Genomic DNA, 20,798 nt, shown 5'->3' with positions numbered 1-20,798 from the left:
GAAGCACGAACGCCTTCGTCGACGCCGTCCGGGCCGCTTCCGCGAGAGTCGGGGCGAGCGCGGCCAGGAGCTCGACGGCCTCGGCGATGTACCGGTAGGCCGTCGTGGTCCCGATGCCGAAACCGGCTGCGAGCTGGGCGTACGGATGGCCGCTGCGAAGGTGGGCGAGGGTGAGCAAAGCCTGCCGGTCCGGGCTCAGACGCCGCCACCGGGTGGCGAGCTCCCGGCGGTGCCTGCGGAGCCTGGCGGACAAGAAGCGCAGGGCCCGAGCTGGACACGTCGACGCCGGACGGGTAGACAAGCGCACGAAGCCTCTGGTGGAGACGGTTCTTCTTGGTCGAAAACCCATCTACCAGGGGCTTCATCTGTCTGTCAGCCCAACTGACGTGCTCAGTCGTCAAGTTGGAAAGGGCTCAGTACTTGTTTCTGTTGGCGTCACCGACCTCAAGGTGGTCGCCACGCAACTCGACGTCCGGGGTGTACCAGGAGCGCCAAGTCTCGGCTCTGGCCCCACTCTCAGGGGTGCTGACCACCGAGCAGGTAGAACAGGTGCACAACGGCGCTCGCCATCGCCGGGCCTGGAGCAAGGCTTGAGCCCGTGTCCCGCAGCAGGGCGCTGGGTGTTCCCCTAGGTACTGCGGGCACGGCGTCGTCATGGTCCCGGAGTGGTGGTCTGGCGCTGATGCGGGCTCCCGTCCTTTTGCCGACGTCACCTGCGGCGATGCTCCAAGATCCCGTCCACGCCTCGTCCACAGCCCCCGACATACGCCCGCTCCGGGCCGCACACGCCTGCACATACGCGAAGACCCCGTCCTCAGCGTTCTCGCTGGTGGCGGGGTCTTTGGGCACCTCGTGCAAGGTGCCCCCGGCAGGATTCGAACCTGCGCACACGGCTCCGGAGGCCGTTGCTCTATCCCCTGAGCTACGGGGGCGTGTCCGTCGCGTTGCTCGCGGCGACGGGTAGAACACTACCAGCTCCCTCGGGGTGGTCATGAACGGGTTTCCGCTGCCGGGGGCGGGGGTTCGGAACGCTCGTGCGGGGTGGAAGTGGGGAAAACCCGGACGCGGTGGCCGGGGCCGACCTACTCTCGAGTTGTGCCAGGCGCGTCGGGTCGGGTGCTTGTTGTGGACGACAACAAGGTCATCCGACAGTTGATCAGGGTCAACCTCGAGCTGGAGGGGCTGGAGGTCGTGACCGCGGCCGATGGTGCCGAGTGCCTGGATGTCGTCCATCAGGTGCGGCCCGATGTCGTGACCCTCGACGTCGTCATGCCCCGGCTGGACGGACTCACGACCGCCGCTCGCCTGCGGGCCGACCCACGTACCCGTGACGTGCCGCTGGCCATCGTCAGCGCCTGCAGCCATCTCGAGGTCGAGGCCGGGCTCGAGGCGGGGGTCGACGCCTTTCTCTCCAAGCCCTTCGAGCCGACCGAACTGGTCCGGATGGTGCGGCAGTTGATGGAGCGGGCGGGGCGTGGAGGGCGGCAGCAGGGGGGTGGGGACTCCGACCCCGCGGAAGACGGTACCCAGGCGCCGGCGGTGGATCAGCCGGCCGTGCCGTAGTCGACCGTGTTGTGCGTCGGCCGTGCCGTAGACGGCCCGGCGACGAGCAGCGCGAGCCCCGCCGCGCCGGCAGGCCCTGTTGTGCAGTCGGCCGTACGGTAGACGACCCCGTTGCACAGTCGGCCGTGCCATAGATGGCCTTGTCGCACAGCCGACCGTGCCGCAGTCGGTGAGCCGGCCCTGCTCGGGCGGGTTCGTCGCCGGGGGCGCGGCCGCGGTCGGGGTGGCGCAGTGAAGTGAGCGGGGAGCAGCGCGCCCCCGTCCACCACCCTCCGCGTCCACATCCCGGACCCTCCCGAAACCGGTTCGCTCACCCACCCCCCTCCTCCCATACGCTTGTCCCGTGACCCCCGTCGAGCTCTCCCGCACCGTGCTGCACGCCGTGCGTCGCGCTGTCGACGACGGGGAGCTCAGCGTGACGGTGCCGGAGCGAGCCGTGGTCACGCCGCCGGGCCCCGGGGGCTGTGGCGACTACGCCACCAACATCGCCCTGCAGCTGGCCGGTGCGGCGGGGGAGCCGCCGCAGCGCGTCGCCGAGATCCTGCGCGCGCGGCTGCTCGACGAACGGCGCATCACCGACGTCGTCGTCACCGGGCCCGGGTTCCTCAACCTCAGCCTGGAGAGCACCGCCTCCGCCGGGCTCGTCGAGGCGATCCTGCGGCGCGGGCGGCGGTACGGGTGCGTCGCGGGGTCAAGCGGGAACAGGGTCGAGGTCCGGTGCCCGGCAGAGGTCCGGGCTGTCGTGATCGCGGACGTGCTCGCCCGTGTGCTGTGCAGTCAGGGCGACTTCGTACGGGTCGAGTGCGACGGCCGGCCCGCTCCGGAGTGGGAGTCCGTCCTCGGCGTGGACGTCACCAGCCGAGGGCCCCGCACTTTCGCCGACCGTCGTATCGACCTGCGTCCGGCGCCCGCCCCCGCCGATCCCCTTCCTCTCGGGCGCGACGCCGCCCGCTGGGCCCTGCTGCACCCCGCCGCCCACGACCGGCCCCGCATCACGCGCGAGCATCTCGTGCAGCGGGAGACCAACCCCCTCTTCCGTGTCCGGTACGCCCACGCCCGCACCCGGGCCCTCCTGCGCAACGCCACCGACCTGGGCTTCCACTCCGAGCCCGGCCCGGTGAGCGGGGCAGACGCGGACGCGCTGCTCGCCCTGCTCGGCGACCACCCCCGCCTCCTCACCGCCGCCGCCACGCACCACACCCCCGACCGTCTGGCCCGGCACCTCGTCACTGTCGCCGACGCCACGCTGCCCCTGCTCCCCGCCGTGCTGCCCCGCGGCGAGGAGAAACCCTCGGCCGCCCACCGTGCCCGGCTCGCGCTCGCCGAAGCCGCCGGGACGGTGCTGGCCGGCGGCCTGTCCCTGCTCGGCATCGACGCACCCGACCATCTCTGAGAGCCAAGAAGAGACACACGAACCATGAGCCGTTCCGCACACCCCGCCGGGCCCCGTCACGCCGATGTCCTCCCCGAGGGCCACTACTCCGCCCCGCCCGCCGACCTCAACGCGCTGGACCCCAAGGTGTGGGCCCAGACCGTGACGCGTGACGCGGACGGTGTCGTCACCGTCGGCGGTATCCCCGTCACCCGGCTCGCCGAGGAGTTCGGCACCCCCGCCTACGTCCTCGACGAGGCCGACTTCCGGGCACGCGCGCGTGCGTGGCGCAGCGCGTTCGGGACCGAGGCCGACGTCTTCTACGCGGGCAAGGCCTTCCTCTCCCGCGCCGTCGTGCGCTGGCTGCACGAGGAGGGGCTGAACGTCGACGTCTGCTCCGGCGGGGAGCTGGCCACCGCCCTGTCCGCCGGCATGCCCGCCGAGCGCATCGCCTTCCACGGCAACAACAAGTCCGTCGACGAGATCACCCGGGCCGTCGAGACCGGAGTCGGGCACATCGTGCTCGACTCCTTCCAGGAGATCGTCCGCGTCGCCCACATCGCGCGGAGCCTCGGGAAGCGGCAGAAGGTCCTCATCCGGATCACCGTCGGCGTCGAGGCCCACACCCACGAGTTCATCGCCACGGCCCACGAGGACCAGAAGTTCGGCATCCCGCTGGCCGGTGGCCAGGCCGCCGAGGCCGTGCGCCGGGCGCTCCAGCTCGAGGGTCTCGAGCTGGTCGGCATCCACAGCCACATCGGCTCGCAGATCTTCGACATGTCCGGGTTCGAGGTCGCTGCACATCGGGTGGTCGGGCTGTTGAAGGACATCCGCGACGAGCACGGCGTCGAGCTGCCCGAGATCGATCTCGGCGGCGGGCTCGGCATCGCGTACACCAGCGGCGACGACCCCCGTGAGCCGCACGAGATCGCCAAGGCGCTCACCGAGATCGTCACCCGGGAGTGCGAGGCCGCCCGGCTGCGTACGCCACGGATCTCCGTGGAGCCGGGGCGGGCCATCGTCGGCCCGACCGCCTTCACGCTCTACGAGGTCGGCACCGTCAAGCCCCTCGACGGGCTGCGGACCTACGTCTCCGTGGACGGCGGCATGTCGGACAACATCCGCACCGCGCTGTACGACGCCGAGTACAGCGTCGCGCTGGTCTCCCGCACCTCCGACGCCGAGCCGATGCTCGCCCGCGTCGTCGGCAAGCACTGCGAGAGCGGGGACATCGTGGTCAAGGACGCGTTCCTGCCGGCCGACCTGGCGCCGGGTGACCTCATCGCCGTGCCCGCGACCGGCGCCTACTGCCGGTCCATGGCCAGCAATTACAACCACGTGCTCCGCCCGCCGGTCGTCGCCGTCGACGGTGGTGCGGCGCGGGTGATCGTCCGGCGCGAGACGGAGGAGGACCTGCTGCGTCTCGACGTCGGCTGAGTGAGGAGCCGCAGGCCACGGGCGGCGGAAGATCTCCTGTCCGCCGCCCCCGCACAAATGAAATGCACGTCTCACGATCCGGACTGGGGGCAGAAACTCCCGTCCGGTGAGTGAGACTGGTTCCACCGTAGACGGTAATGAGGAAACGAGGTCGGATGATGCGTACGCGTCCGCTGAAGGTGGCGCTGCTGGGCTGTGGAGTGGTCGGCTCAGAGGTGGCGCGCATCATGACGACGCACGCCGACGACCTCACGGCCCGCGTCGGGGCCCCGGTGGAGCTCGCGGGCGTGGCCGTACGGCGGCCCGACAAGGTGCGCGAGGGCATCGCCCCCGAGCTGGTCACCACCGACGCGACCGCCCTCGTCAAACGCGGCGACATCGACGTCGTGGTCGAGGTCATCGGGGGCATCGAGCCCGCCCGGACCCTCATCACCACCGCTTTCGAGCACGGCGCCTCCGTCGTCTCCGCCAACAAGGCGCTGCTCGCCCAGGACGGAGCGGCCCTGCACGCCGCCGCCGGGCAGCACGGCAAGGACCTCTACTACGAGGCCGCCGTCGCCGGTGCCATCCCGCTGGTCCGGCCGCTGCGCGAGTCCCTCGCCGGCGACAAGATCAACCGCGTGATGGGCATCGTCAACGGCACGACCAACTTCATCCTCGACAAGATGGACTCGACCGGGGCCGGCTACCAGGAGGCCCTCGACGAGGCCACCGCCCTGGGATACGCCGAAGCCGACCCGACCGCCGACGTCGAGGGCTTCGACGCCGCCGCCAAGGCCGCCATCCTCGCCGGCATCGCCTTCCACACGCGCGTACGCCTGGACGACGTCTACCGCGAGGGCATGACCGAGGTGACGGCGGCCGACTTCGCCTCCGCGAAGGAGATGGGCTGCACCATCAAGCTGCTCGCCATCTGCGAGCGGGCCGCGGACGGAGGGTCCGTCACCGCGCGCGTGCACCCGGCCATGATCCCGCTCAGCCACCCGCTGGCCTCCGTCCGCGGCGCCTACAACGCCGTGTTCGTCGAGTCCGACGCCGCCGGGCAGCTCATGTTCTACGGCCCCGGAGCGGGCGGTTCCCCCACGGCCTCCGCCGTGCTCGGCGACCTCGTCGCCGTCTGCCGCAACCGCCTCAACGGCACGACCGGACCGGGCGAGTCCGCCTACGCCGCCCTCACCGTGTCCCCGATGGGCGATGTCGTCACGCGCTACCACATCAGCCTCGACGTGGCCGACAAACCGGGCGTTCTCGCCCAGGTCGCGACCGTCTTCGCCGAGCACGGCGTCTCGATCGATACGGTTCGCCAGCAGGGGAAGGACGGCGAGGCGTCCCTCGTCGTCGTCACGCACCGTGCGTCCGACGCCGCCCTCACCGGGACCGTCGAGGCGTTGCGCAAGCTCGACACCGTGCGTGGTGTCGCCAGCATCATGCGGGTTGAAGGAGAGTAACCAGCAATGACCCACCAGTGGCGCGGAATCATCGAGGAGTACCGGGACCGGCTGCCGGTATCCGACACCACGCCGGTCGTGACGCTCCGCGAGGGCGGCACGCCCCTCGTGCCCGCGCAGGTGCTCTCCGAGCGCACGGGCTGCGAGGTCCACCTCAAGGTGGAGGGCGCGAACCCGACCGGGTCCTTCAAGGACCGCGGCATGACCATGGCCATCACCCGGGCCAAGGAGGAGGGCGCGCAGGCCGTCATCTGCGCCTCCACCGGCAACACGTCGGCCTCCGCCGCCGCCTACGCCGTCCGGGCCGGGATGGTCTGCGCCGTGCTCGTGCCGCAGGGCAAGATCGCGCTCGGCAAGATGGGCCAGGCCCTCGTGCACGGCGCGAAGATCCTCCAGGTCGACGGCAACTTCGACGACTGCCTCACCCTCGCCCGTGGCCTGAGCGACAACTACCCCGTCGCTCTGGTCAATTCGGTCAATCCGGTGCGTATCGAGGGGCAGAAGACGGCCGCGTTCGAGATCGTGGACATGCTCGGCGACGCGCCTGACGTCCACGTCCTGCCGGTGGGCAACGCGGGCAACATCACGGCCTATTGGAAGGGCTACAAGGAGTACGCCGCCGACGGCGTCGCCTCCCGGACCCCGCGGATGTGGGGTTTCCAGGCATCCGGCAGCGCTCCGATCGTGCGCGGCGAGGTCGTCAAGGACCCCTCGACCATCGCCACCGCCATCCGCATCGGCAACCCGGCCTCCTGGCAGTACGCGCTCGCCGCGCGGGACGAGTCGGGCGGTTTCATCGACGAGGTGACGGACCGTGAGATCCTGCGCGCCTACCGGCTGTTGGCCTCCCAGGAGGGCGTCTTCGTCGAGCCCGCGTCCGCCGCGTCCGTAGCCGGCCTGCTGAAGGCCGCCGAGCAGGGCAAGGTCGACCCCGGGCAGCGGATCGTCTGCACGGTCACCGGCAACGGGCTGAAGGACCCCGACTGGGCCGTCGCCGGAGCCCCGCAGCCGGTCACCGTCCCCGTCGACGCGGTGGCCGCGGCGGAGCGCCTCGGGCTGGCCTGACGTGCGCTGACGCGCCGAGCGCCGGTGTAATGCCCGACACGTTCCGGCGTAAGACGGCGCTTACCTGGGGAATCTCCCTACGGCGGGTGCACAGGGGGCTTACGACACGCATCGTGCGCCTCCTGTGCGCCCTGTGTCGCCACAGAACCTTCCTTCGATAGGCTGTACTGAACCCGCCCGCGCATATGCCTTCGCATGGAGCGCGGTGCCGCGCCGTCTCGGCGGCCCGGGACAGTGGCCGGCCACCCCGGTCGGCAGCGGCCCCCAGGGTTCTCGTACGCCATCGGATGTCCATCCCACGTCATTCGACCATCACGCAGCTCAAGGAGAGTCATCGAGCGATGGCCGGTCCAGCGTTCCGCGCCGCCGCCGTCCGGGTGCGCGTCCCCGCCACCAGCGCCAACCTCGGCCCGGGCTTCGACGCCCTCGGCCTCGCGCTGGGCTTGTACGACGACGTGGTCGTCCGGGTGGCCGACTCCGGGCTGCACATCGACATCGCGGGTGAGGGCAGCGAGACGCTCCCGCGCGACGAGAAGCACCTTCTCGTCCGTTCCCTGCGCACCGCATTCGACCTGCTGGGCGGACAGCCGCGCGGTCTGGAGATCGTCTGCGCCAACCGCATTCCGCACGGCCGGGGCCTCGGCTCCTCCTCGGCCGCCATCTGCGCCGGCATCGTCGCCGCCCGGGCCGTGACCATAGGCGCGGAGGCCAAGCTCGACGACACCGCGCTGCTGGAGCTCGCCACCGAGATCGAGGGTCACCCCGACAACGTCGCGGCGTGCCTGCTGGGCGGCTTCACGCTGTCCTGGATGGAGGGCGGCGCGGCCCGGGCGATCAGGATGGAGCCCGCCGATTCCATCGTTCCGGTGGTTTTCGTGCCCGGAAAACCGGTACTCACCGAAACCGCGCGTGGCCTGCTCCCGCGCACCGTGCCGCACGTCGACGCCGCCACCAACGCCGGCCGGGCCGCCCTGCTCGTCGAGGCCATGACGCGGCGCCCCGAACTGCTGTTGCCCGCCACCGAGGACCGCCTGCACCAGGAGTACCGCGCGCCGGCCATGCCCGAGAGTGCGGCACTGGTGGAGCGGCTGCGGGGCGACGGCATCCCCGCGGTCATCTCCGGCGCCGGACCGACGGTCATGGCGCTGGCCGACGCGGACACCGCCGACAAGGTCCAAGCCCTGGCCGGCACGGACTGGGCCGCCAACCGGCTGAGCCTCGATCCGCAGGGCGCGAGTGTGCTTCCGCTCGCCACCTCCGGTGACATCTAGAAGCACACGATTGCCGGATTTCGAGAGGGGGAATGTTTGTTGGATCCGGTAGTGTTAATCTCAAGTCTGCACCCGACCCCACCATGGCGAGGTGCCTCGTGTCCCCGTCCGGGACAGACATTCTTCCGGGAGCCCCCCAAGCCGCACTGTGTTCCGTACGTCGGACCGTACGCCGTACAAGGACACTGAGCGGGGCGCAGGGCACGCTCCGGAACCGGTGCGACCACGCCACGTGACACTGACACTGGGTGCCACGGCTCAAGGAAGCGCCATCACCAGATTCCTCCGCCGTTTAGGCGGACCACCGCCCCGGCACGGTTCACACCACACGGACCGAAGTCGGACAGCACAACCGGTCGCCGAGCCAGACAGGCCGACGTCCGCTCCAGGGAAGGACCCTTCGTGAGCGACACCACCGATCTGATGGGCGCACGTGTCGAGGAGACCGCTGCCGCGCCCGCCACGGACGCCTCCGCGCCTGCCACCGGTGCCGGCTCCCGGCGGCGCCGCGGTACCGGCCTCGAGGGCATGGTGCTGGCCGAGCTGCAGCAGGTCGCATCCGGCCTCGGCATCAGGGGCACCGCGCGCATGCGCAAGAGCCAGCTGATCGAGGTCATCAAGGAGGCGCAGGCGTCCGGCGGCGCCGCGCCGGCCGCGAAGGCCGACGCCGCCGCCGAGACCAAGCCGAAGCGCCGCGCGACTTCCCGGACCCGTACGGGTGACAACGCCGAGAAGGCCGAGAAGAAGGCCGGCGCGAAGGAGGCCTCCGAGGCCCCCGCCGACACGGCCGGCAAGGCCGCCGCCCAGCAGCAGATCGACATTCCCGGTCAGCCCGCTGGGGGCCCCACCCGCGCGAGCGAAGCCGAGCGCGGGGGAGACGACGCGCCGTCCGAGCGCCGCCGTCGCCGTTCCACCGCCGAGGCCGGAGCCCCCGCTTCCACTCCCGAGACGGTCGCGGCCGAGGCGAAGAACGAGCCCAAGGCCGAGACGCCCGCGCAGTCGCAGCAGCAGTCCTCCGGCAACGACGCCAAGTCCGACTCCGGTGACGGCGAGGGCCGCCGTCGCGACCGCCGTGACCGCGGCCGGGACCGTGACCGCGGTGACCGCGACCGCCGCAGCGGCAAGGGCGACGACCAGCAGGGCGGCGGCCAGCGCGGCCAGCAGCAGAACCAGCAGGGCGGCGGCGGTCGCCAGGACCGCGGTCAGCAGGACGACGACGACTTCGAGGGCGGCCGTCGTGGCCGTCGCGGCCGCTACCGGGACCGCCGTGGCCGCCGCGGGCGCGACGAGATGGCCACGGAGCCGCAGATCAACGAGGACGACGTCCTGATCCCCGTCGCGGGCATCCTGGACATCCTCGACAACTACGCCTTCATCCGAACGTCCGGCTACCTGCCCGGCCCGAACGACGTGTACGTCTCCCTCGCCCAGGTCCGCAAGAACGGCCTGCGCAAGGGCGACCACATCACCGGTGCCGTGCGCCAGCCCAAGGAAGGCGAGCGGCGCGAGAAGTTCAACGCGCTGGTGCGCCTGGACTCCGTCAACGGCATGGCGCCCGAATCCGGGCGCGGGCGGCCCGAGTTCAACAAGCTGACGCCGCTGTACCCCCAGGACCGCCTCCGCCTGGAGACGGACCCGGGTGTCCTCACCACCCGCATCATCGACCTCGTGTCGCCGATCGGTAAGGGCCAGCGCGGTCTGATCGTGGCCCCGCCGAAGACCGGCAAGACCATGATCATGCAGGCGATCGCCAACGCGATCACGCACAACAACCCCGAGTGCCACCTGATGGTCGTCCTCGTCGACGAGCGTCCGGAAGAGGTCACAGACATGCAGCGGTCGGTGAAGGGCGAGGTCATCTCCTCGACCTTCGACCGCCCGGCCGAGGACCACACGACGGTGGCCGAGCTGGCCATCGAGCGCGCCAAGCGCCTGGTGGAGCTGGGTCACGACGTGGTCGTGCTGCTCGACTCGATCACCCGCCTGGGCCGTGCGTACAACCTCGCCGCCCCGGCCTCCGGCCGCATCCTGTCCGGTGGTGTCGACTCGACGGCGCTGTACCCGCCGAAGCGCTTCTTCGGTGCGGCCCGGAACATCGAGGACGGCGGCTCGCTCACCATCCTCGCCACCGCCCTGGTGGACACCGGGTCCCGCATGGACGAGGTGATCTTCGAGGAGTTCAAGGGCACGGGCAACGCCGAGCTGAAGCTCGACCGGAAGCTCGCCGACAAGCGCATCTTCCCGGCGGTGGACGTGGACGCGTCCGGTACCCGCAAGGAAGAGATCCTGCTCGCCCCCGACGAGCTCGCCATCGTCTGGAAGCTGCGCCGGGTGCTGCACGCGCTCGACCAGCAGCAGGCGGTCGAGCTGCTCCTCGACAAGATGAAGCAGACGAAGTCGAACGCCGAGTTCCTGATGCAGATCCAGAAGACGACGCCGACGCCCGGCAACGGCGACTGACGCAGCACCGCGCGAGAGGGCCGCTCCCCTTAAGGGGGCGGCCCTTTGTGGTGTCCATGTAGAGATAGGATCACGCTCTCTTCGAACTTGTGATCCCGAGGGGGGGACATACGTGGGTACACCCATGTCCGGGGGCGGTCGGCACAGACGCCGGATACGCATCGCACTGCCCGTCGCCGCGGCCGGTGCCGCCACCGCCGTGGCCGCCGCGCTGCTGACGACGTCCGCCGGTGCGGCCACCCCGCTGCCGCAGCCGACGGTCAAGCCCGCCACCAGCTCGCCGTCGCTCGCCGAGCTGGAGAAGCGCGTCGCCGGCGCCATGGCCGGTGACGACGTCGCCGGGAAGACGAGCAAGGCCTCGCTCAGCGCGGGCACCGTCGCCGGCAGCATCAACCCGAAGGTCATCGGCGGCAACGAGACCACCATCAGCACGGCCCCGTGGATGGCGCAGCTCCACTACTACGACGACCGGGGCACCTCCACCACCGGTGACGACATCGGCTTCTTCTGCGGTGGCGCCGTCGTCGCGCCGACGAAGATCCTCACCGCCGCGCACTGCGTCAAGGGCTACAACTGGAAGGGCAACGGCGCCGTCGTCACCGGCACCGCGCAGCTGCCCTCGGCCGACGGCACCGACCTGCACGGCGGCACCGTCACCGGCGTCTGGCGGCAGTGGAACCACCCGTCGTACAACGCGACGACCATCGACAACGACATCGCCGTGCTCACCCTGCCCGTCCCGGTGAAGGCCACCCCGATCCGGATGACGACGTCCGGCGACACCACGTCGTACAAGGCCGGCACCAGCGCCAAGGTCTACGGCTGGGGCCGCACCAGCTCGACCAGCGACGCCATCTCCGAGACGCTGAAGACCGCCACGCTGCCCATGCAGTCCGACACGACCTGCGCCGGCGCCTACGGCAGCGACTTCGTCAAGGGCCACATGGTCTGCGCGGGCAAGCCCGCCACCGGCAGCGACACCGGCACCGTCTCCGCCTGCAACGGCGACTCCGGCGGCCCGCTGGTCGTGAACAACCGGATCGTCGGTGTCGTGTCCTGGGGCGTGACGGACTGCGTCGCCAAGGGCGCCTACAGCGTCTTCAGCAAGGTGCGCTCGTACGTCGGCGCCACCTACCCGCGCCTCGACGACACCAACATCAGCGGCGACCACAAGGCCGACCTGTGGGTGCGCAAGGCCTCCACCAAGACGGGTTACTCCAAGGACTCCAAGGGCACGTCGTTCGCCGCCCGCGAGTCCTGGGGCAACTGGAACGGCGTCAACGTCGTCCTGCAGACCGACCTCGACCGGGACGGCTACCAGGACCTGGTCCACCGGCGCAGCAGCGACGGCGACCTCTTCTGGACCCACTACGTGATCTCCAGCGGCACCTGGTCCACCAAGAAGCTCGCCGACAACTGGAAGACCCGCACCCGCGTCATCACCCCCGGTGACGTCACCGGCGACTACCTGCCCGACCTGCTCTCGGTCGACTCGGCGGGCGTGATGTGGATCTACCCGGGCAAGGGCAACGGCAGCTTCGCGTCCCGCGTGAAGGTCGGCACCGGCTGGAACCAGTACAACTCCGTGCGCGGCAAGGGCGACTTCAACGGGGACGGCAAGACCGACCTGATCGCCCGCAGCAGGTCGGGCAGCTACGTCTACCTCTACAAGGGCACCGGCAAGGCCGGCTCGGGCGCCTTCTCGGCCCGCGTCAAGGTGCGCACGTGGAGCGGCTACAACGCCTTCGACGCCACCGGCGACGTCACCGGCGACGGCAGGGCCGACTTCCTGGCCCGCACCCCCGGCGGCACGCTCTACCTGTACCCGGGCACCGGCAAGGCGACCAGCGAGATCTTCGCCACAAGGAAGTCCGTCGGTACCGACTTCAAGCAGTACGACATCTTCGGCTGACACCGCAGGTGAGCGGGTACGTCCCGCGCCAACCGAGCACGGACTGTGCCCACCGCCGCACGCGGTGGGCACAGTCCGTCGTGCAACCCTTCTCCGAGTTTCCCCGTCTGACCAGGCGGAGCGACGATGGTGTGAGGAGGAGGTCCCCGACCTCGACGCCTGACGCTGACCGCAGGGGGTAGCCGACCGTAGACGAGCTGAGGAGCACATGGCTGCCGAGAGCACGCCGGATCCGGACATACCGGGCGAAACCGGAACCGAGGGAGCGCGGCGCCGCGCCAAGGGCCGACGCCGCAGGTCCCGCACGCGTCACAAGGGCCTGATGATCACGGCCTGGACCGCCGCGGGCATCGTCGTCCTGGGCGGCGCCGGGGCCGGGTACCTGCTCTTCAGGCTCAACGACAACCTCAGGAGCGTCGACATCGACCAGGTCCTCGGCGCCGACCGGCCCCGGAAGGCCGACAACGGCTCCGAGAACATCCTGGTCCTCGGCTCCGACACCCGCGCCGGCGGCAACAAGAAGCTCGGCGGCGGCACCGACGACGGCAGCGCCCGCTCCGACACGGCGATGATCGTGCACGTCTACAAGGGCCACAAGAAGGCCAGCGTGGTCTCCGTCCCGCGGGACACCCTCATCGACCGCCCCGCGTGCACGGACGCCGAGGGCAAGGAGTACCCCGCGGCGAACGGCGTCATGTTCAACTCCGCGTACTCCACCGGCGGGGCCGCGTGCGCCGTGAAGACCGTCGAGTCCCTCACCGACCTGCGCATGGACCACTATCTGGAGGTCGACTTCGCCGGCTTCCAGAAGCTCATCGACGACCTCGGCGGCGTCGAGATCACCACGACCAAGAGCATCGACGACCCCGACAGCCACCTGAAGCTGAAGGCCGGCACCCACAGACTCGACGGCGAGCAGGCCCTCGGCCTGGTTCGCACCCGCCACGGCGTCGGCGACGGCTCCGACCTCGGCCGCATCCAGCTCCAGCAGGCCTTCATCAAGGCCCTGGTCAAACAGGTCAAGGACATCGGCGTCTTCACCAGCCCCAAGAAGCTGCTCGACCTCGCGGAGACCGCGACCAAGACGGTGACGACCGACTCCGGCCTCGGCTCGGTCAACAAGCTCGCGTCCTTCGCGGGCGGCCTCAAGGGCATCACCCCGTCCAACATGCACATGGTCACGATGCCGGTGGCCTACGACCCGGCCGACCCCAACCGCGTCCTGCTGCAGAAGAAGAAGGCCGACCAGATCTGGAAGGCCCTGGAGCACGACAGGCCCATCCCCGAGTCGGCGACCTCCGGATCGGCGACAGGCGAAGCCAAGGGTGTGGTCAGCGCCCCGTAAGGCGCGCGGGGCTGTACCGATGTGCGGCTCCGCCGCGTGGGCGCGACCAGCCCAGGTCCGCCCCGCGGGGAACAAACGACGGCAACCCCCGGTTTGGGGAGTAGGCCCCAGTCCTGGCAGACTGGTACGTCGGCTCCGGTTCACGCTCCCGCACCCCGCGTCAGCGACCCGGCGCCCTCCCGAAACCTAGGAGACACCTTGAAGCGCGACATCCACCCCGCGTACGTCGAGACGCAGGTCAGCTGCACCTGCGGCGCGTCGTTCACCACTCGCAGCACCATCGAGTCCGGCTCCATCCGCGCCGATGTCTGCTCCGAGTGCCACCCGTTCTACACGGGCAAGCAGAAGATCCTCGACACCGGTGGCCGCGTGGCCCGCTTCGAGGCCCGCTTCGGCAAGGCCGCCGGCTCCAAGAAGTAGCGAGCCCCATTCCGCCGGTCCGCGGACGCCCCCTCACCGGGCGCTCCGGGACCGGCGTTTTTGGTCGCCCGCCCTTCACCCCCGTAAGTACACAGGAGCCCAAGATGTTCGAGGCCGTCGAGGAACTCGTCGCCGAGCACGCCGACCTGGAGAAGAAGCTCTCCGACCCGTCGGTCCACTCCGACCAGGCCAACGCGCGCAAGCTGAACAAGCGTTACGCGGAGCTCACCCCGATCGTCGCGACGTACCGCTCCTGGACGCAGACGGGCGACGACATCGAGACCGCGCGCGAGTTCGCCGCCGACGACCCCGACTTCGTGGCCGAGGTCAAGGAACTGGAGCAGCAGCGCGAGGAGCTGACCGAGAAGCTGCGCCTGCTCCTCGTCCCGCGTGACCCCAGTGACGACAAGGACGTCATCCTCGAGATCAAGGCGGGCGCGGGCGGTGACGAGTCGGCGCTGTTCGCCGGCGACCTGCTGCGCATGTACCTGCGGTACGCCGAGCGCGTCGGCTGGAAGACCGAGATCATCGACGCCACCGAGTCCGAGCTGGGCGGCTACAAGGACGTCCAGGTCGCCGTGAAGACCAAGGGCGGCCAGGGGGCGACGGAGCCCGGGCAGGGCGTATGGGCCCGCCTGAAGTACGAGGGCGGTGTGCACCGCGTGCAGCGCGTGCCCGCGACGGAGTCCCAGGGCCGGATCCACACCTCCGCGGCCGGTGTCCTCGTGACGCCCGAGGCCGAGGAGATCGACGTGGAGATCAACCCGAACGACCTCCGCATCGATGTCTACCGCTCCTCCGGGCCCGGCGGACAGTCCGTCAACACCACCGACTCCGCCGTGCGCATCACGCACATTCCGACCGGAGTCGTCGCCTCCTGCCAGAACGAGAAGAGCCAGCTGCAGAACAAGGAGCAGGCACTGCGTATCCTGCGCTCCAGGCTGCTCGCGGCGGCGCAGGAGGAAGCCGAGAAGGAAGCCGCCGACGCCCGCCGCAGCCAGGTCCGCACGGTCGACCGCTCCGAGAAGATCCGCACGTACAACTTCCCGGAGAACCGCATCTCGGACCACCGCGTCGGCTTCAAGGCGTACAACCTGGACCAGGTCCTGGACGGCGACCTCGACGCGGTGATCCAGGCCTGCGTCGACGCCGACTCGGCGGCGAAACTGGCGGCTGCGTAAGGCACGCACGAGCACGTACGAGTACTACGGAGGACTTGCGTGAATCTGCTGCTCGCGGAGGTGGCCCAGGCCACCCAGCGGCTCGCCGACGCCGGCGTGCCCTCGCCGCGCACCGACGCGGAGGAACTCGCCGCGTTCGTACACGGCGTCAAGCGCGGCGAGCTGCACTCCGTCAAGGACTCCGACTTCGACGCCCGGTACTGGGAGGTCATCGCCCGCCGCGAGGCCCGCGAACCGCTCCAGCACATCACCGGGCGCGCCTACTTCCGCTACCTGGAACTCCAGGTGGGGCCGGGGGTGTTCGTGCCGCGGCCCGAGACGGAGTCCGTGGTCGGCTGGGCCATAGACGCCGTGCGCGCCATGGACGTCGTCGAGCCGTGCATCGTCGACCTGTGCACCGGCTCCGGCGCCATCGCGCTCGCCCTCGCCCAGGAGGTGCCGCGTTCGCGCGTGCACGCCGTGGAGCTGTCCGAGGACGCCCTGCACTGGACCCGCAAGAACGTCGAGGGGTCCAGGGTCGACCTGCGGCAGGGCAACGCCCTGACGGCCTTCCCGGACCTGGACGGCCAGGTGGACCTGGTCGTCTCCAACCCGCCGTACATCCCGCTCACCGAGTGGGAGTACGTCGCGCCCGAGGCACGGGACTACGACCCCGGCATGGCCCTCTTCTCCGGTGAGGACGGCCTCGACCTGATCCGGGGTCTGGAGCGCACCGCGCACCGGCTGCTGCGCCCCGGCGGCGTCGTGGTCGTGGAGCACGCCGACACCCAGGGCGGACAGGTGCCGTGGATCTTCGCCGAGGACCGCGGCTGGACCGACGCCGCCGACCACCCGGACCTGAACAACCGCCCGCGTTTCGCCACGGCCCGCAAGGCACTGCCGTGAGCGCACCGGGCACACCGCGGTCTTCGCGGACATCACCCCAGCAGCACGTGTACGAGGAGGCCAGCTAAAGATGGCACGGCGATACGACACCAACGACGCGACCGACCGCGTGACCGGTCTGCGCGAGGCAGCGTCCGCCGTCCGCCGTGGCGAACTCGTGGTGCTGCCGACGGACACGGTGTACGGCATCGGCGCCGACGCGTTCTCCTCGGAGGCGGTCTCCGACCTGCTGGAGGCCAAGGGCCGGGGCCGCAACATGCCCACCCCCGTCCTCATCGGCTCCCCGAACACGCTGCACGGGCTCGTCACGGACTTCTCCGAGCTGGCCTGGGAGCTGGTCGACGCCTTCTGGCCGGGCGCGCTGACGCTCGTCGCCAGGCACCAGCCGTCCCTCCAGTGGGACCTGGGCGACACCCGGGGCACGGTCGCCGTGCGCATGCCGCTGCACCCGGTCGCCATCGAGCTGCTCACCGAGGTCGGCCCCATGGCCGTGTCGTCGGCGAACCTCACCGGCCACCCGGCGCCGGAGGACTGCGACGCCGCGCAGGAGATGCTCGGCGACTCCGTCTCCGTCTACCTGGACGGCGGCCCGACCCCCGGCATCGTCCCGTCGTCGATCGTCGACGTCAGCCGCGAGGTCCCCGTGCTGCTGCGCGCCGGTGCCCTCTCGGCGGACGAGCTGCGAAAGGTCGTACCCGACCTCGAGGTGGCGAATTGACGGCCGCTGGAGCGGGGCGTGGCATAGGCAACGGGGAACGCGCGGCGGAGATCACGACGACCTTCGTGGGACTTCCGCGCGACAGCTTCCGCATCCTCCACGTCAGCACCGGCAACGTGTGCCGCTCACCCATCACCGAGCGGCTGACCCGCCATTTCGTCACCGAGCGGCTTGGCATCCTGGGCGGCGGTCTGATCGTGGAGAGCGCGGGCACCTGGGGCCACGAGGGCGCGCCCATGGAGTCCCACGCCGAGACCGTCCTGGCCGACTTCGGCGCGGACGCCTCCGGCTTCACCGGACGCGAACTCCTCGACGACCACGTGATCCGGGCCGACCTGGTGCTGACCGCCACCCGGGACCACCGGGCGCAGGTCATCTCCATGGGCCACTCGGCGGGCCTGCGCACCTTCACGCTCAAGGAGTTCACCCGCCTGGTGAAGGCCATCGACCCCGCGACCCTGCCCCCGCTGGAGGAGGGCGTGGTCATCCGCGCGCGTGCCCTGGTACGCGCCGCGGCGGCCCTCCGCGGGTGGCTCCTGGCACCGGACGCCGAGGCGGACGAGGTGTACGACCCCTACGGCGCGCCCCTGACGTTCTTCCGGTCCATCGGGGACGAGATACACCAGGCGCTCGACCCGGTCGTCACGGCCCTGACGGGCGTCCCCGCACGGACGTAACGACCGAGCGCCCAGCGGGCCCCGGGCCTACATTGGTCGTACGTCACCGTCGACGCCCGGAGCCCACCATGACGGTCATCCCTGCCATCGAGGCCGATGTCCTGCGCCGCCAGGACCCGGAGCTCGCGGACGTCCTGCTCGCGGAACGGGAGCGGCAGGCGACGACGCTCCAGCTGATCGCCGCCGAGAACTTCACCTCGCCGGCCGTGCTGGCCGCCCTCGGCTCACCGCTCGCCAACAAGTACGCCGAGGGCTACCCGGGGGCCAGGCACCACGGCGGCTGTGAGGTCGCCGACATCGCCGAACGTCTCGCCGTCGACCGGGCCAGGGCCCTGTTCGGCGCCGACCACGCCAACGTCCAGTCGCACTCGGGGTCTTCGGCCGTCCTCGCCGCCTACGCCGCCCTGCTCCGCCCCGGTGACACCGTCCTCGCCCTCGGCCTGCCCTACGGCGGCCACCTCACGCACGGCTCGCCCGCCAACTTCTCCGGCCGCTGGTTCGACTTCGTCGGATACGGCGTGGAGGCCGAGTCCGGGCTCATCGACCACGAGCAGGTCCGCACCCTGGCCCGCACCCGCCGACCCAAGGCGATCGTGTGCGGCTCGATCGCCTACCCGCGGCACATGGACCACGCGTTCTTCCGCGAGGTCGCCGACGAGGTGGGCGCCTACCTCATCGCGGACGCCGCGCACCCCATCGGGCTCGTCGCCGGGGGAGCGGCGCCGAACCCGGTGCCCTACGCGGACATCGTCTGCGCGACCACGCACAAGGTGCTGCGCGGTCCGCGCGGCGGCATGATCCTGTGCCACGCGGAGCTGGCAGAGCGGGTCGACCGGGCGGTGTTCCCTTTCACACAGGGCGGCGCGCAGATGCACACCATCGCCGCCAAGGCGGTCGCGTTCGGGGAGGCGGCAACGCCGGCGTTCGCCGCGTACGCCCATCAGGTGGTGGCGAACGCGCGGGTTCTCGCGGCCCGGCTGGCCGCCGAGGGCCTGGTCGTCACCACCGGCGGCACGGACACCCACCTGATCACCGCCGACCCGGCACCGCTCGGCGTCGACGGCCGCACCGCCCGGGGGCTGCTCGCCGCGTCCGGCCTGGTCCTGGACTGCTGTGCCCTGCCGCACGGCGACGCCCGGGGACTCAGGCTCGGCACGGCCGCGATCACCACGCAGGGCATGGGCGAGGCGGAGATGGCCCGGATCGCCAAGCTGCTCGCCGGGGTGCTCCGTGGCGTGACGGAAGCATCGAGGGCCCGTGAAGAAGTGCGGGAGCTGGCCGGTGGATTTCCGCCGTATCCCCGCTGAGCCGGGGTAAGCGCATCAGGGTGCACAGCCACTCGTGCAACCATCGTCGCTACCCGGAAGTCCCCACCCTTATGCGCGCATCGCTAGGGTGTGAGGCTGAGATGGCCAGCGAGACCTGTGGGGAAGCCCGTGCGTGAATACCTGCTGACGCTCTGCATCACGGCCGCGGTGACGTATCTGCTGACCGGGCCGGTACGGAAGTTCGCGATCGTGGCCGGAGCGATGCCGGAGATCCGGGCACGTGACGTGCACCGGGAACCCACTCCGCGGCTCGGCGGGATCGCGATGTTCTTCGGTTTGTGCGCGGGCCTGCTGGTCGCCGACCACCTGACCAACCTCAACCAGGTCTTCGAGACGTCGAACGAGCCCCGGGCCCTGCTGTCCGGGGCCGCGCTGATCTGGCTGATTGGTGTGCTGGACGACAAGTTCGAGATCGACGCCCTGATCAAGCTGGGCGGCCAGATGATCGCCGCGGGCGTGATGGTCGTGCAGGGTCTGACCATCCTGTGGCTGCCGATCCCGGGCGTCGGCTCGGTCGCGCTCACCCAGTGGCAGGGCACCCTGCTGACGGTCGCCCTGGTCGTCATCACCATCAACGCGGTCAACTTCGTCGACGGCCTGGACGGCCTCGCGGCCGGCATGGTCTGCATCGCGGCCACGGCGTTCTTCCTGTACGCCTACCGCATCTGGTACTCGTACGGCATCGAGGCCGCCGCCCCCGCCACCCTCTTCGCGGCGATCCTGATGGGCATGTGCCTGGGCTTCCTGCCGCACAACATGCACCCGGCGCGGATCTTCATGGGTGACTCGGGCTCGATGCTGATCGGCCTGGTCCTCGCCGCGGGCGCGATCTCCGTCACCGGGCAGGTCGACCCGGACGCGCTCAACCTGTACGTCGGGTCCGAGAAGGAGGCCGTGCACCAGACGGTCCCGGTCTACATCCCGCTGCTGCTGCCGCTGACGATCATCGCGGTCCCGGCCGCCGACCTGGTCCTGGCGATCGTGCGCCGCACCTGGCGCGGCCAGTCCCCGTTCGCCGCCGACCGCGGCCACCTGCACCACCGGCTGCTGGAGATCGGCCACTCGCACAGCCGCGCGGTGCTCATCATGTACTTCTGGTCCGCGCTGATCGCCTTCGGCGCCCTCGCCTACTCGGTCAACTCGGCGTCCATGTGGATCGTGCTCGGTGTCGTGTTCCTCAGCGCGATCGGCCTGGTGCTGCTCCTGCTGCCGCGCTTCACCCCACGCGCCCCGCGCTGGATGGAGCACTTCGTGCCGCCGCGCTACCGGCGCCGGCGCTCGGTCGCGGCCCTGTCACCCGAGGCCTCGACGCCGGCGTCCGCCGCTGAACAGCCCGCCGCCGTCGGTGCCGAGAACCGCACCCCGGTGGTGGCCGGGGTCTCCGGTGTCAACGGGGCGACCGCCGTCGGCCCCCGTTCGCGTCTGGCCGACCGGGGCAAGGCCGGGACAAGGTAAGAATCTGACTAGAGCATTGCCAAGTCGTGGGATGGTGATGGGGGTACGAAGCGCCCCAATACCAGACATCTGGGCAAGGTTCTCGCTCAGACGCGCATGTTCACCCTCATGTGTGACAGTGCGCACACCCTCAGGTAAAGACTGCATCAAATAGTTTGTGATACGGTTCACGAGAACCCCCCGGATAGAGCCGAAGGACCGCAGTGCGACGGTCCATTTGGCGTGAGGTCTCCACTCAGCCCGGGACTACGCTCGTCCATG

16 protein-coding genes, 1 tRNA gene and 1 pseudogene are annotated in these 20,798 nt (G+C 70.6%); 16 read left to right on the top strand and 2 right to left on the bottom strand.

The genetic code is table 11. From position 1 onward, the window contains the following. Window positions 1-356: pseudogene (locus tag ACZ5TL_RS33885) on the bottom strand (helix-turn-helix domain-containing protein); the annotation flags it as partial. A 504-nt stretch (window positions 357-860) separates the two neighbouring features. After that, window positions 861-932 (bottom strand) — tRNA-Arg (locus ACZ5TL_RS33880). Between the two features lie 109 nt (window positions 933-1,041). Here ACZ5TL_RS33880 and ACZ5TL_RS33875 point away from each other — a divergent pair. From ACZ5TL_RS33875 to ACZ5TL_RS33800, 16 genes are all read left to right on the top strand, one after another. Beyond that, a complete protein-coding gene (locus ACZ5TL_RS33875; protein ID WP_468594637.1) occupies window positions 1,042-1,563 on the top strand; it encodes a response regulator in 522 nt (173 codons plus the stop codon). A 343-nt stretch (window positions 1,564-1,906) separates the two neighbouring features. Next, window positions 1,907-2,956 (top strand): ArgS-related anticodon-binding protein NrtL, encoded by a 1,050-nt coding sequence (gene nrtL / locus ACZ5TL_RS33870; protein ID WP_468594636.1) that lies wholly within the window; start codon window positions 1,907-1,909, stop codon window positions 2,954-2,956. A 24-nt stretch (window positions 2,957-2,980) separates the two neighbouring features. Further along, window positions 2,981-4,372 carry a diaminopimelate decarboxylase gene (gene lysA / locus ACZ5TL_RS33865; protein ID WP_468594635.1) on the top strand — a complete coding sequence of 464 codons (1,392 nt, stop codon included), beginning with the start codon at window positions 2,981-2,983 and terminating at the stop codon, window positions 4,370-4,372. Window positions 4,373-4,527: 155 nt separating this feature from the next. Next, the gene (locus tag ACZ5TL_RS33860) at window positions 4,528-5,820 is read left to right on the top strand and encodes a homoserine dehydrogenase (protein ID WP_468594634.1); all 1,293 of its coding nucleotides are present in this window, start codon (window positions 4,528-4,530) and stop codon (window positions 5,818-5,820) included. A gap of 6 nt (window positions 5,821-5,826) precedes the next feature. Beyond that, a complete protein-coding gene (gene thrC, locus ACZ5TL_RS33855; RefSeq protein WP_468594633.1) occupies window positions 5,827-6,885 on the top strand; it encodes a threonine synthase in 1,059 nt (352 codons plus the stop codon). Between the two features lie 341 nt (window positions 6,886-7,226). Then, a complete protein-coding gene (thrB, locus tag ACZ5TL_RS33850) occupies window positions 7,227-8,156 on the top strand; it encodes a homoserine kinase (RefSeq protein WP_468594632.1) in 930 nt (309 codons plus the stop codon). A 402-nt stretch (window positions 8,157-8,558) separates the two neighbouring features. Continuing rightward, window positions 8,559-10,616, top strand: a complete 2,058-nt coding sequence (gene rho, locus ACZ5TL_RS33845) for a transcription termination factor Rho (RefSeq protein ID WP_468594631.1) — start codon at window positions 8,559-8,561, stop codon at window positions 10,614-10,616. A gap of 124 nt (window positions 10,617-10,740) precedes the next feature. Next, window positions 10,741-12,528: a trypsin-like serine protease gene (locus ACZ5TL_RS33840; protein WP_468594642.1), complete on the top strand. Its 1,788-nt coding sequence runs from the start codon at window positions 10,741-10,743 to the stop codon at window positions 12,526-12,528. A gap of 208 nt (window positions 12,529-12,736) precedes the next feature. Then, entirely contained in the window at window positions 12,737-13,873 is a 1,137-nt protein-coding gene (locus tag ACZ5TL_RS33835) for an LCP family protein (RefSeq protein ID WP_468594630.1), read from the top strand. Between the two features lie 198 nt (window positions 13,874-14,071). Next, complete coding sequence (rpmE, locus tag ACZ5TL_RS33830; protein WP_468594629.1) at window positions 14,072-14,293, top strand: 50S ribosomal protein L31; 222 nt, start codon at window positions 14,072-14,074, stop codon at window positions 14,291-14,293. Window positions 14,294-14,397: 104 nt separating this feature from the next. Beyond that, window positions 14,398-15,474 carry a peptide chain release factor 1 gene (gene prfA / locus ACZ5TL_RS33825; protein WP_468594628.1) on the top strand — a complete coding sequence of 359 codons (1,077 nt, stop codon included), beginning with the start codon at window positions 14,398-14,400 and terminating at the stop codon, window positions 15,472-15,474. A 39-nt stretch (window positions 15,475-15,513) separates the two neighbouring features. Continuing rightward, entirely contained in the window at window positions 15,514-16,359 is an 846-nt protein-coding gene (gene prmC, locus ACZ5TL_RS33820; protein ID WP_468594627.1) for a peptide chain release factor N(5)-glutamine methyltransferase, read from the top strand. A gap of 70 nt (window positions 16,360-16,429) precedes the next feature. Then, window positions 16,430-17,077: an L-threonylcarbamoyladenylate synthase gene (locus tag ACZ5TL_RS33815; RefSeq protein ID WP_468594626.1), complete on the top strand. Its 648-nt coding sequence runs from the start codon at window positions 16,430-16,432 to the stop codon at window positions 17,075-17,077. Beyond that, window positions 17,074-17,754 carry an arsenate reductase/protein-tyrosine-phosphatase family protein gene (locus ACZ5TL_RS33810; RefSeq protein WP_468594625.1) on the top strand — a complete coding sequence of 227 codons (681 nt, stop codon included), beginning with the start codon at window positions 17,074-17,076 and terminating at the stop codon, window positions 17,752-17,754. Before ACZ5TL_RS33815 ends, ACZ5TL_RS33810 begins: the two co-directional genes overlap by 4 nt. 68 nt (window positions 17,755-17,822) lie before the next feature. Further along, the gene (locus tag ACZ5TL_RS33805) at window positions 17,823-19,061 is read left to right on the top strand and encodes a serine hydroxymethyltransferase (RefSeq protein ID WP_468594624.1); all 1,239 of its coding nucleotides are present in this window, start codon (window positions 17,823-17,825) and stop codon (window positions 19,059-19,061) included. Window positions 19,062-19,190: 129 nt separating this feature from the next. Further along, window positions 19,191-20,537, top strand: a complete 1,347-nt coding sequence (locus ACZ5TL_RS33800; RefSeq protein ID WP_468594623.1) for an MraY family glycosyltransferase — start codon at window positions 19,191-19,193, stop codon at window positions 20,535-20,537. Window positions 20,538-20,798 lie beyond the last annotated feature (261 nt).

The sequence above is a fragment of the Streptomyces sp. NPDC033136 genome (genome assembly GCF_055578235.1).
The sequence above is the reverse complement of the archived record's forward strand: the minus strand, read 5'-3'. Positions and strand labels throughout refer to the sequence as shown.